The 12,404-nt window shown below is 58.2% G+C and carries 13 protein-coding genes; 9 read left to right on the plus strand and 4 right to left on the minus strand.

Annotated elements, in window-relative coordinates:
* Positions 1 to 156 precede the first annotated feature (156 nt).
* Positions 157 to 1,701 (plus strand): methyl-accepting chemotaxis protein, encoded by a 1,545-nt coding sequence (locus tag C8D90_RS19370; RefSeq protein ID WP_115460113.1) that lies wholly within the window; start codon positions 157 to 159, stop codon positions 1,699 to 1,701.
* Between the two features lie 15 nt (positions 1,702 to 1,716).
* Here C8D90_RS19370 and cyaY read toward each other — a convergent pair whose 3' ends face one another.
* Complete coding sequence (gene cyaY, locus C8D90_RS19375) at positions 1,717 to 2,037, minus strand: iron donor protein CyaY (protein ID WP_115460114.1); 321 nt, start codon at positions 2,035 to 2,037, stop codon at positions 1,717 to 1,719.
* 77 nt (positions 2,038 to 2,114) lie between these two features.
* Between cyaY and lptM the strand changes: the two genes are divergently transcribed.
* The 6 genes from lptM to uvrD all read left to right on the plus strand — a co-directional run bounded on the left by lptM (position 2,115) and on the right by uvrD (position 7,801).
* Positions 2,115 to 2,303, plus strand: coding sequence for an LPS translocon maturation chaperone LptM (gene lptM, locus C8D90_RS19380; RefSeq protein ID WP_115460115.1), 189 nt, complete (start codon positions 2,115 to 2,117; stop codon positions 2,301 to 2,303).
* A 42-nt stretch (positions 2,304 to 2,345) separates the two neighbouring features.
* Positions 2,346 to 3,170 carry a diaminopimelate epimerase gene (dapF, locus tag C8D90_RS19385; protein WP_115460116.1) on the plus strand — a complete coding sequence of 275 codons (825 nt, stop codon included), beginning with the start codon at positions 2,346 to 2,348 and terminating at the stop codon, positions 3,168 to 3,170.
* A 13-nt stretch (positions 3,171 to 3,183) separates the two neighbouring features.
* The gene (locus tag C8D90_RS19390; protein WP_115460117.1) at positions 3,184 to 3,903 is read left to right on the plus strand and encodes a DUF484 domain-containing protein; all 720 of its coding nucleotides are present in this window, start codon (positions 3,184 to 3,186) and stop codon (positions 3,901 to 3,903) included.
* A complete protein-coding gene (xerC, locus tag C8D90_RS19395) occupies positions 3,900 to 4,805 on the plus strand; it encodes a tyrosine recombinase XerC (RefSeq protein ID WP_115460118.1) in 906 nt (301 codons plus the stop codon). The genes C8D90_RS19390 and xerC overlap by 4 nt, the downstream gene beginning before the upstream one ends.
* A 41-nt stretch (positions 4,806 to 4,846) precedes the next feature.
* The gene (gene yigB, locus C8D90_RS19400; protein ID WP_115460119.1) at positions 4,847 to 5,563 is read left to right on the plus strand and encodes a 5-amino-6-(5-phospho-D-ribitylamino)uracil phosphatase YigB; all 717 of its coding nucleotides are present in this window, start codon (positions 4,847 to 4,849) and stop codon (positions 5,561 to 5,563) included.
* 75 nt (positions 5,564 to 5,638) lie between these two features.
* Positions 5,639 to 7,801: a DNA helicase II gene (uvrD, locus tag C8D90_RS19405; protein WP_115460120.1), complete on the plus strand. Its 2,163-nt coding sequence runs from the start codon at positions 5,639 to 5,641 to the stop codon at positions 7,799 to 7,801.
* A gap of 27 nt (positions 7,802 to 7,828) precedes the next feature.
* Here the strand turns inward: uvrD and C8D90_RS19410 are convergent, their stop codons facing one another.
* Entirely contained in the window at positions 7,829 to 8,302 is a 474-nt protein-coding gene (locus tag C8D90_RS19410; protein ID WP_115460177.1) for a WbuC family cupin fold metalloprotein, read from the minus strand.
* A 397-nt stretch (positions 8,303 to 8,699) separates the two neighbouring features.
* On the opposite strand from C8D90_RS19410, the gene corA reads away from it, so the two are divergent.
* Complete coding sequence (gene corA / locus C8D90_RS19415) at positions 8,700 to 9,650, plus strand: magnesium/cobalt transporter CorA (protein ID WP_115460121.1); 951 nt, start codon at positions 8,700 to 8,702, stop codon at positions 9,648 to 9,650.
* Between the two features lie 101 nt (positions 9,651 to 9,751).
* Positions 9,752 to 10,804, plus strand: coding sequence for an AbrB family transcriptional regulator (locus C8D90_RS19420; protein ID WP_115460122.1), 1,053 nt, complete (start codon positions 9,752 to 9,754; stop codon positions 10,802 to 10,804).
* Here C8D90_RS19420 and rarD read toward each other — a convergent pair.
* Positions 10,752 to 11,684: an EamA family transporter RarD gene (rarD, locus tag C8D90_RS19425; RefSeq protein WP_115460123.1), complete on the minus strand. Its 933-nt coding sequence runs from the start codon at positions 11,682 to 11,684 to the stop codon at positions 10,752 to 10,754. The two genes, C8D90_RS19420 and rarD, sit on opposite strands and share 53 nt — an antisense overlap.
* A 133-nt stretch (positions 11,685 to 11,817) precedes the next feature.
* On the minus strand, positions 11,818 to 12,288 hold the full coding sequence (locus tag C8D90_RS19430; protein WP_115460124.1) for a thioesterase family protein: 471 nt from the start codon (positions 12,286 to 12,288) through the stop codon (positions 11,818 to 11,820).
* Positions 12,289 to 12,404 lie beyond the last annotated feature (116 nt).

The following is a 12,404-nucleotide window of genomic DNA, read 5'->3' on the forward strand; positions in this document are numbered from 1 at the left end:
GCTGCCGGCAGAACAGAACTATCATGATTATTCGTTTTTCGCTGTGGATCCTGCCTTAAGTCTGACTGCTATCGACAAAATTCTTCGAGCATACCGCTAAACCTCCATCAAAAATCGCCGATATTTGTTGTAACAATATAACAACAGGTGACGAATATGCGTAACAATCAGCCGGTAACTCAACGTGAATATCTGTTCGACGCTAACGCAACGCTGATGACCACCACAGATCCTGACAGCTATATCAATTATGCAAACGACGCTTTTATGAAGGTCAGCGGCTTCAGCCATGAGGAAATCGCCGGCCAGCCGCATAATATCGTCCGTCATCCGGATATGCCGCCCTGCGTTTTTGAAGACATGTGGTTCACCCTGAAACAGGGGGAACCCTGGACGGGTTTGGTGAAAAATCGCCGGAAAAACGGCGATTACTACTGGGTTCGGGCGAATGCCGTTCCCGTTATTCGTAACGGTAGGGTGAAGGGCTACATGTCCGTGCGGACACATCCCGGAAAGGATGAGGTCGAAGTGGCAGAAGCGTGTTACCGGACGTTTCGTGACAAAAAGAAGCAAAGTAAGCGCTTCTATAAGGGCATTATCCTGCGGCGCGGTTTTTTCAGCTGGTGCTCCGTATTCAAAACGTTGCCGCTGCGCTGGTGTCTGCGGGGAACGTTATTGGCGTTGTGGATGCTGAGCTTGCTGGCGGGAGCACTGCTTATTCCCGGAACAGGGACGCTGGCCGTATTTGCTGCCGTGATGTCAGCGATCATGCTGATGACCGGTGTGTTTCTGGAATTCCGGATTTCCCGCCCTGTTGAACGGCTTTATCGTCAGGCCCTGCGCGTGGTAACGGGCGATTATTCTCATTCGGAACAAATGGATCGCGTCGATGAGATTGGCATGACGCTGCGGACCGTCACTCAGCTGGGGCTGATGTTCCGCTGGCTGGTTGACGATGTCAGCAATCAGGCTCAGGCCGTTTCCAGGGCTTCCGACGTTTTATGTTCTGCGAACGAAGATCTGAACGCCAGAACACAAAAAGCCGTGATGAACGTACAACAGACGGCTGCGGTGATGGAAGAGATGATGGCGACGGTTAAAAGCAATACCGAAAAGGCTTCCGTCGCGGACGTGCTTTCACACGAGACCCGCGAGTCCGCCATCGAAGGCGGAAAGACGATGAGTATGATCATTGATGTGATGACGGCAATCACTGACAACGCCAAACAGATAACGAATATCACCAGCATTATTGATGGTATTGCCTCTCAGACCAATATTCTGGCGCTCAACGCCGCGGTAGAGGCGGCGCGGGCCGGAGAGCAGGGCAAAGGGTTTGCGGTGGTTGCTGAAGAGGTCCGGCATCTGGCGCAGCGCAGCGCGGATGCGGCCAGCAACATTAAGTGCCTGCTGGATACCAGCACGGCGCAGGTGGTGTCGGGCAATGAAGCGACGGAAGGGGCCGGTCTTAAAATCGAGGAGATCGTCGGGCGGATAAAAAACGTCACCGTACTTATCGCCGAAATCAGTACCGCGACGGGCATACAGGCGCAGGCGCTTGAAGACGTCAGCCAGGCCGTTAAGGAACTGGACGGCATCATGCTGCAGAATGCTACCCGGGTTCAGGAAAGCTCAGAGGCTTCAGGGAGTATGAACAGCCAGGCTGGGAGACTGGCTGAGGCTATCTCGGTGTTTATGTGAGCCGGGGCCCCCTGTTCAGGCCAGCATAATGTCCTCGCCCGACTGGGCGCTGCAGGCTTGCGACAGCACGTCAAAGAAGGCTTCGCCGCCGCGGTCGCTGAACCAGCCGCCGTCACGATAGCCAAAATGGTATCCGCCGGCTTTGGCCGCCAGCCAGACCTGATGCATCGGTTCCTGACGGTTGATGATGATCTTGCTGCCGTTTTCGAACGTCAGCGTCATGACGCCGCCGTTTGTTTCATAATCGATATCGGCATCGCCGTCATAGGCGTCCAGCACTTCTTCAATACGCAGCATTAACTGGTCGGCTAATTGGTGAAACTCACTGTCATTCATTTTCGATTCCTGTTGCTTTTCACGATCCAACTGCGATTATAGAGAGCTTGAACGCAGAAATAACAGGCATTAATACAATGAAAAAACAAATCCGTTTGGCCATGCTTGCCGTTTCCCTGTTTGGCCTGGCCGGTTGCGGCCTGAAAGGACCGCTTTATTATCCGCCGGAGAATAAGCCTGAGACCAAACAGGTCCAGACCGCGCCTCAGGATCAAACGCCGCAAACCAATGCGCAGACTTCAGGGGAGCCGGTCGTCGGTCAGTAAATAACAGCCTGGCAGCGTGTTTCACGCAGTGAGGGAGTGAATATGCAGTTTTCCAAAATGCACGGGCTGGGCAACGATTTCATGGTGGTCGATGCGGTTACGCAGAATGTCTACTTTTCACCGGAGCTGATCCGCCGCCTTGCCGATCGCCACACCGGCGTCGGCTTCGATCAAATGTTGATCGTTGAACCGCCTTACGACCCTGAACTGGATTTCCATTACCGGATTTTTAATGCCGACGGCAGCGAAGTCGCACAGTGCGGCAACGGCGCGCGCTGTTTCGCCCGCTTCGTGCGCCTGAAAGGGCTGACCAACAAACGCGAAATCCGGGTCAGCACGCAAAACGGCCGTATGGTGCTGAAGGTCAGCAATGACGACCAGGTGACCGTCAACATGGGCGAACCGGTGTTTGAACCGGGGCAAATCCCGTTTAAGGCGCAGAAAGCCGAGAAAACCTATATTTTGCGGGCCGCGGAGCAAACCGTGCTGTGCGGCGCGGTGTCGATGGGAAATCCGCACTGCGTGCTGCAGGTGGACGATGTTGATACCGCAGCCGTTGAAACCCTGGGGCCGGTGCTGGAAAGCCATGAGCGCTTCCCGGAGCGGGTCAACGTTGGTTTTATGCAGGTGATACACCGCCGGCACATCCGCCTGCGGGTTTATGAGCGCGGTGCGGGAGAAACCCAGGCCTGCGGCAGCGGCGCCTGCGCCGCGGTTGCGGTTGGGATCGTGCAGGGCTTGCTTGATGAGGACGTCAAAGTAGAGCTGCCGGGCGGCAGTTTGCAAATTCAATGGAAAGGCGCGGGCAACCCGCTGTTCATGACGGGGCCTGCGACCCATGTTTATGATGGCTCTATCCATTTGTGAGTGACAGTGCGTTATGAGTGATATCGAGGACCGGACGCTGGATACGCAACCGGCGTTGCTGACGGCGCTGAATGATGCGCAGGTAGCGGAATACCTGCTGCAAAACCCGGATTTCTTCATCCGCAATGCGCGGATGGCGGAGCAGATGCGCGTTCCCCATGCGGTGCGCGGCTCGGTTTCTCTGGTTGAGTGGCATATGGTGCGGCAACGTAATCATATTCACGATCTGGAGGAGGAGATCACGCTGCTGATGGAGCAGGCCAGCGCCAACGAGGTGCTGTTCAGCCGTTTGCTGGCGTTGCAGGGGGACCTGGCCGCCGCCGGCAGTCTGCAGGAGTTGTTGTTGCGCTTCCACCGCTGGGCGCGTTCTTTCGGGCTGGTGGGCGCTAACGTCCGTCTGTTCAGCGATAAGTGGCGCATCGGCGCGCCTTCCGATTTTACGCACCTGGCGCTGGCGCGTAATGACTTCGAGCCGCTGCGCATTCAGCGGATGGGCAGCCAGAATCACTACCTGGGTTCCCTTAACGGGCCGGAACTGCTGCTGCTGTTACCGCAGGCAAAACAGGTTGCCTCGGTCGCCCTGTCGCTGATGGGTAAAAACGGCGATTTGGGGCTGGTGATTTTCAGCAGCCGCGACGGGCAACATTATCAGCCGGGGATGGGAACGACGATGCTGGATCAACTGGCCCTGTTGTTGCCGACGCTGCTGGAACGCTGGATCGAACGCCAATGAGCGCCGACGAACTGGCCGCGCCGGTACGGGCTTTCCTTACCTATTTGCGCGTGGAGCGCCGTCTCAGCCATTACACGACGGAAAGTTACGAGCGCCAGCTGAATGCGGTTATGGCGCTGCTCGAACAGTCCGGCGTCAGCGACTGGCGGCAGTTGGACGCCACCCGCGTACGTGCGGTGGTAACGCGCAGCAAACGCGCAGGGCTGGAACCGGCCAGCCTGGCGCAGCGGCTCTCTGCGCTGCGCAGTTTCCTCGACTGGCAGGTCAGCCAGGGCGCATTACCGGCCAACCCGGCCAAGGGCATCACGACGCCGAAAAATCCGCGCCATCTGCCAAAAAACCTGGACGTGGATGAGGTAAACCGCCTGCTGGAGATCGACATGAACGATCCGCTGGCGGTGCGCGATCGTACCATGCTGGAAGTGATGTACGGCGCCGGCCTGCGTCTCTCCGAACTGGTGGGGCTTGATCTCGGCAGCGCCGATCTCGACACCGGGGAAGTGCGGGTATTGGGCAAAGGCAGCAAAGAGCGCAAGGTGCCGCTGGGCAGGACTGCGGTGGAATGGTTGCGCCGTTGGCTGCCGATGCGCGAACTGTATGAGCCGGAAGACGCGGCGCTCTTTATCTCCAGCAAGGGGAGTCGCATCTCGATGCGTAACGTGCAAAAACGCTTCGCCGAATGGGGTGTGCGTCAGGGTGTGACCAGCCACGTTCACCCGCACCGCCTGCGTCACTCCTTCGCCACGCATATGCTGGAATCGAGCGGCGACCTGCGCGCGGTGCAGGAATTACTCGGACATGCTAACCTGTCCACCACCCAAATTTATACCCATCTGGATTTCCAGCACCTGGCAACGGTCTACGACGCGGCGCATCCGCGGGCCAAACGCGGGAAATCTTAACCGGCGGCGCGCCGGGATGGGCCTGAGAAGACGGGATGCTTATGCACTTTTACCGCGCACTGGGGCCGGTGGCGGCGTTGACTTTCGATCTGGACGATACGCTGTACGACAACCAACCGGTCATCCAACGCACCGAACACGAATCGCTGGCCTTTCTGCGGGACAATTACGAACCGCTGAGTCATTTCGGCCCGGCTGAATGGAAGACACTGCGCGCCGAGCTGCGCTTGCGCGATCCGGAAATCTATCATGACGTTACGCGCTGGCGCTGGCTGTCGATTCATCTGGCGCTGACCCGCGCTGGTTATGATGATCGGCAGGCGACGCAGGCGGCCGATACGGCGATGGATAATTTCGCCCGCTGGCGCAGCTGCGTCACCGTGCCGGAAGAGACCCACCGTACGTTGCGGGCGCTGGCGGAAAAGGTGCCGCTGGCGGCGATCACCAACGGCAACGCCAATCCGGCGCTGTTCGGCCTCAGCGATTATTTCCGCTTTGTGCTGCGTTCCGGCCCTGATGGCCGGGCCAAACCGTACGCCGATATGTACCGAACGGCGGCCGATAAACTGAAAATGCCGTTGGCGCGGATTCTTCACGTCGGGGACGATCTGACGACGGACGTGGCCGGCGCAGTGCGCTGCGGCATGCAATCCTGCTGGATCAACGACCATTATCGCAGCCTGACCAAAGCCGATGATGGCCGTTTATTGCCGCATGTTGAGATTTCCAGGTTGGATTCGCTCACGGCGTTGATATAATTCCTTCCGTTTTCTGTATAAATCTCCAGTGGAATCGCCGTGTTTGGCGATTCCCGCTATTGACCGACGGTGCCTATGGACGTTTCCGATCTGCTGAACAGCCTTAACGATAAACAACGTGAAGCCGTTGCCGCGCCACGCAGCAACCTGCTGGTGCTGGCCGGAGCCGGAAGCGGCAAAACCCGGGTGCTGGTGCACCGTATTGCCTGGCTGATGGCGGTGGAAAACTGTTCACCGTATTCCATCATGGCGGTGACCTTCACCAACAAGGCGGCGTCGGAAATGCGTCACCGCATTGAGCACCTTGTCGGCACCAGCCAGGGCGGCATGTGGATCGGCACGTTTCATGGGCTGGCGCACCGCCTGTTGCGCGCTCACCATCTGGACGCCAACCTGCCGCAGGACTTCCAGATTCTCGACAGCGAAGATCAGCTGCGTTTGCTCAAGCGCATCATCAAAGCGCTGAACCTGGACGACAAGCAGTGGCCGGCCCGCCAGGGCATGTGGTACATCAACAACAAAAAAGACGACGGCCTGCGTCCGAACCACATTGAAAGCTACGGCAACCCGGTGGAGCAGACCTGGCTGCGCATTTATCAGGCTTATCAGGAAGCCTGCGATCGCGCCGGGCTGGTGGATTTCGCCGAGCTGCTGCTGCGCGCTCATGAACTGTGGCTGAATAAGCCGCAGATCCTGCAACACTATCGCGACCGCTTCACCAACATTCTGGTGGATGAGTTTCAGGATACCAACCGCATTCAGTACGCCTGGATCCGCCTGCTGGCGGGCAACAGCGGAAAAGTGATGATCGTCGGGGATGACGATCAGTCAATCTACGGCTGGCGCGGCGCGCAGGTGGAAAACATTCAGCGCTTCCTCGACGATTTCCCCGGCGCGGAGACGATCCGCCTGGAGCAAAACTACCGTTCGACCAGCAATATCCTGAAAGCGGCCAACGCCCTGATTGAAAATAACGACGGCCGCCTGGGGAAAAACCTGTGGACCGAAGATGGCGACGGGGAGCCGATTTCACTGTATTGCGCTTTTAATGAGCTGGATGAAGCCCGTTTCGTGGTCAATCGAATCAAGACCTGGCATGAAGGCGGCGGCGCGCTCAATGACTGCGCGATCCTGTACCGCAGCAACGCCCAGTCGCGCGTACTGGAAGAAGCGTTGCTGCAGGGCAGCATGCCGTATCGGATTTACGGGGGCATGCGCTTCTTTGAACGTCAGGAAATCAAAGATGCGCTGTCCTATCTGCGCCTGATCGCCAACCGCAATGATGACGCCGGCTTTGAGCGCGTGGTTAATACGCCGACCCGCGGGATCGGCGATCGTACGCTGGACGTGGTGCGCCAGGCCGCACGCGATCGCCAGCTGACGATGTGGCAGGCGACGCGCGAACTGCTGCAGGAGAAGGTGTTTGCCGGCCGCGCGGCGTCCGCGCTGCAACGTTTCCTTGAGCTGATTGATGCGTTGGCGCGGGACACGGCGGAGATGCCGCTGCACGTACAAACCGACCGTGTGATCCGGGATTCCGGCCTGTGGCAGATGTACGAGCAGGAAAAAGGTGAAAAGGGCCAGGCGCGTATTGAAAACCTGGAGGAACTGGTGACGGCGACGCGTCAGTTCAGCTATGACGACGAAGATCAGGATCTGCTGCCGCTGCAGGCGTTCTTGTCTCATGCCGCGCTGGAAGCCGGCGAAGGGCAGGCGGATGCCTATCAGGATGCGGTACAGCTTATGACGCTGCACTCCGCCAAAGGGCTGGAGTTCCCGCAGGTATTCATCGTCGGCATGGAAGAGGGCATGTTCCCCAGTCAGATGTCGATGGAAGAAGGCGGACGGCTGGAAGAGGAGCGCCGGCTGGCTTACGTTGGGGTTACGCGCGCCATGCGCAAGCTGACGCTGACCTACGCCGAAACCCGCCGTTTATACGGTAAAGAGGTTTATCACCGCCCGTCGCGTTTCATCGGCGAACTGCCGGAAGAGTGCGTGGAGGAAGTGCGCCTGCGCGCCAGCGTATCGCGCCCGGTCAGCCACAGCCGCATGGGAACGCCGATCAGCAGCAACGATACCGGCTTCAAGCTGGGGCAACGGGTTAAGCATCCCAAATTCGGCGAAGGCACCATCATCAATCTGGAAGGCAGCGGCGAACACAGCCGGTTGCAGATCGCTTTCCAGGGAGAAGGCATTAAGTGGCTGGTGGCGGCGTACGCCAAACTGGAGACCATGTAAAACCGGGTACGCCGCAGCGTACGGGGGTCAGCCGGGGTATTTTTCGCCCGTCTGGGCGACGGCATACCACGCCATGACGTTTTCGGTGCCGTCCATGCCTTCCGCCGGCGCCCACGGCATATAATCCCCTTCCTCTACCGGCCGGTATCCGCCGTGTTTCACTTCAAAAATCACGCCCTGCGGGTCCAGCGACAGCACGGCGTGCCAGACGCCGGCGTCCATTTCCAGCGCCGCGCACTCTTCGCCGAGTACTACGCGGCGGATCACCGTGCCTTCATCGTCGAAGTTCAGCACCACAAAGCGCCCGCGCAGCGGGATAAGCAGCTCGAACGTATGAGGATGCCGGTGCGGGCGGATATAGGTTCCCGGCTCCATGGCGATAGCCAGGCGCTGCACCGGGTCGCTTAATTCAGGATGCAGGTTGCGGTGTGCGCGCAGGCGTGGCGACTGGGCGGCTGCGGTGCTTTGTTCGGTCAATTCACTGAAAGTAATTTGTTTCATGCTCATTATGGCGCTCTGAATCAGGCAAATGGAGTAATCATCGGCATCATCACACCAGAAAAGGGAAGCGGGCAACAGCACTTTCTTGCCAGCGGTCAATTACTTTTAACCGCCTGTTGACGCCTTTTTCCTCTGGGCGTAACATGCGCCCACTATTATCTTATGAGGATATACACCTTGGACGCACCCAGTCGATACTGGCTCCATAACCCGGTTAACGGGTACAACTTCTAAGGCTATTTCTCTTTGCTGATAGCCTTCGTGGTTGTCAGCGACCCTCCCGTCGCGCTGAGTCAGGTCTGATAGGTCTGAAACTGACAGGTGACAGTGACATCTTCCCCGTTCGTTTTATGTGCTCCATGCGTGTCCTCGAGTCACCGCAACGGAGTTTTTGGCAATGCTGAGTGCATTTAGATTAGATAACTGCCGCTTATCCCGTCTGGAGCTGGATGACACGGATGATTTAAGATCATCGCTTTGGGTCGATCTGGTTGAGCCGGAAGACGAAGAGCGTCAGCGGGTACAAGATGAACTCGGCCAAAGTTTGGCGACCCGTCCGGAACTGGACGACATTGAGGCCTCCGCACGTTTCTTCGAAGACGAAGACGGCCTGCATATCCACTCCTTTTTCTATTTTGAGGACGCCGCGGACCACGCCGGTAACTCCACCGTGGCTTTCACCATCCGCGACGGCCGGTTGTATACCCTGCGGGAGCGCGAGCTGCCTGCGTTTCGTCTTTACCGTATGCGGGCGCGCAACCAGATGCTGATGGACGGCAACGCGTACGAGCTGCTGCTGGATCTGTTCGAAACCAAAATCGAACAGCTGGCGGATGAGATCGAGAACATTTACAGCGATCTGGAAAAGCTCAGCCGGGTGATTATGGACGGACGTCAGGGCGATGATTACGACGAGGCGCTGTCTACACTGGCGGAACTGGAAGATATCGGCTGGAAGGTGCGCTTGTGTCTGATGGATACCCAGCGCGCGCTGAACTTCCTGGTGCGCAAGGCGCGCCTGCCGACCAGCCAGCTGGAACAGGCCCGTGAGGTTCTGCGCGATATCGAATCCCTGCTGCCGCACAACGAATCCCTGTTCCAGAAGGTGAACTTCCTGATGCAGGCCGCGATGGGTTTCATCAACATCGAGCAGAACCGCATCATCAAAATCTTCTCCGTGGTTTCCGTGGTCTTCCTGCCGCCGACGCTGGTGGCCTCCAGTTACGGCATGAACTTCGAGTTTATGCCGGAGCTGAAATGGTCGTTCGGCTATCCGGCGGCCATCGGGCTGATGATCCTGGCCGGACTGGCGCCTTATCTCTACTTTAAACGTAAAAACTGGCTTTAATGCGTGGCGGCCCGCCGGGCCGCTTCCTCTGCGCTGGAAGCCATTACTTCCGCGGGTTGTTCTTTTATAATGGACCTCCGTAAATGCGCTATGGGGGTGCAATGTTACGTTTTTCCGCGCCCGTGCAATGGACTGTGTTGATCGCGGCCTCCTTGTTGCTCGGGACATTATTTCAGATCTGGCATATTCCGGCGGCGCTGCTGCTCGGGCCGATGATCGTCGGCGTCGCCATGGGTCTGTTCGGCGCATCTATCCGTATCTCTGGCAAGCTTTTCGTTGCTTCACAGGCCATTCTGGGGTGCCTGATTGCACAATCGCTTTCTCCGTCCGTTCTGACGCCGCTGCTTGATGACTGGCCCATTGTTTTGCTGGTGCTGTTGACGACGCTGGCGGCCAGCGGTCTTTCCGGCTGGCTTTTGATGCGTTTCAGCGATCTGCCGGGGCCGACCGGCGCCTGGGGCTCTTCTCCCGGCGGGGCATCGGCGATGGTGGCGATGGCCGGCGACTTCGGCGCCGATGTGCGGCTGGTGGCGTTTATGCAGTACCTGCGGGTGCTGTTTGTCGCGACCGCGGCGGCGATCGTCACCCGCATTGGGCTGGGCGATCAGGCGGCGGCGCAAAGCGCCGCGCAGGTATGGTTTCCGCCGCTGGACTGGCGCTTTGCCGCGACGTTGCTGCTGGCCGTTGCCGGAGCATGGTTGGGGAAAAAGCTGCGTATCCCGTCCGGGGCGTTATTGCTGCCGATGCTGATCGGCGCAGGGTTGAACACCAGCGGCGTAATGACGTTGCAGATCCCGGAATGGCTGCTGGCGCTGGCCTATACCCTGATTGGCTGGAACGTGGGGCTGCTGTTCACCCGTCCGATTTTTCTGCTGGCGCTGCGCACCCTGCCGCAAATGATCGTTTCCATTGTGGGACTGATGACGCTGTGCGGCCTGATGGCCTGGGGGCTGACGCGGGTGCTGCCGGTGGATATGTTAACCGCCTATCTCGCGACCAGCCCCGGCGGGCTGGACACGATTGCCATTATCGCGGCCGGCAGCAGCGTCAACATGTCTTTCGTGATGGCAATGCAGACGCTGCGCCTGTTCAGTATTCTGCTTACCGGCCCGGCGATGGCGCGTTGGATTTCACGGCGAGCGGCGGCGTCCTGAGGCGGCGCTGGGTATACAGCGCATCCAGGGTAAACACGATCAGCGCGGTCCAGATAAAGCCGAAGGTAAGGAGCTTATCTTCGGTCATGACCTCGCCGTAAAAGGTGACGGCCAGAATGAACATCAGCGTCGGCCCCAGATACTGGAAGAAGCCCAGCGTGGAAAGGCGCAGACGGGTTGCCGCGGCGGTGAAGAACAGCAGGGGCACTGTGGTAACCACGCCGGCCGCGATGAGCAACAGGTTCAGGGAAAGCGGGTTGGCGCTCAGGTGGCTGGTCGCGCTGTCGGCGATGCCGAACAGATAAATCCCGGCTATGGGCAGCAGCCACAGCGTTTCAATCAGCATGCCGGTTTGGGCGTCCACGCCGATCTTTTTGCGTATCAGGGCATAAAACGCAAAGCTGAATGCCAGCCCGAGGGCGATAAAGGGGATCGAGCCATACTGCCACAGTTGCACCAGCACCCCGCAAATCGCCAGCGACACGGCCAGCCACTGCATGCGGCGGAAACGCTCGCCGAGAAAGATCAGGCCGAGCAACACGTTCACCAACGGGTTGATGAAATAGCCCAGGCTGGCTTCCAGCATATGATGATTGTTAACCGCCCAGATAAACAGCAGCCAGTTGCTGCCGACCAGCACCGCCGTTCCGGCCAACAACAGCAGCTTAACCGGCGTATTGAACAGCGCCTTCACCTTGCCCCAGCCGCGGCTCAGGGAAAGTAGCGCAATCATGAAAAAGAATGACCAAATCACCCGGTGCGTCAGGATTTCAGGCGCGGGCACTTGCTGAATCAGTTTGAAGTAAGCCGGGGCTATACCCCAGATAAAATAGGCGGCCAGGGCAAACATTATGCCGCGGCGGGTTTGTTGGGCATCCATTGGGTAGATCCGAAAATAAAAGTGCGGACTGCCAGTTTACTGGTTTTTTGATGGATGTCTCGGTTCCGGCTGAAACGATAATGATTACCCGCCATTATTCCGCCAGGAAGAAATAAATCGGGAAAATATTCCGTTAGCCCACCATATAAGTGGCAACGGCAGAAGCAATGTGCAATTGCTGCTCATTATGCAGTTCCACCCGCGCCACGGCGACTTTGTTACCCGCCCGCAGCAGGCTGCCGCTGGCGACGAAGCGCTCGCCGCGGCCCGGACGCAGGTAGTCAACGCGCATGTCGATGGTGCCCATTTTCGACAGCCGCTGCTTCAGCTCCTCTTCGGCAATCGTATCGCTGCGCAGCAGCGTTGAACCAACGCAAACCAGCCCGGCGCAGACGTCCAGCATAGACGCGATGACGCCGCCGTGCAGAATGCGCTGGTGCGCGTTGCCGATCATCATTTCTCTGGCATCGGCCACCAACTCCGCATAGTCCGTCTCAAAGCGGTGCAACTCCAGACCCAGCGCACGGTTGAAGGGCATGTGATAAATAAAAATCTCGCCGATTAACTGACGGGCCGATTCGCGGGAGAGCAAGGTTGCAGACATAAGTTCCTTCCGGTAGTAACGACAGAACGGGGCGTCGATATTTTTAGGTTAATTATTTGTTGATAATATGCTTGTTTATTGTTGCTTTCCAGCGCTGACGATAATTCCGACGACAT

Origin of the sequence: Enterobacillus tribolii (assembly GCF_003363015.1) — a bacterium.
Lineage (GTDB): Bacteria > Pseudomonadota > Gammaproteobacteria > Enterobacterales > Enterobacteriaceae > Enterobacillus > Enterobacillus tribolii.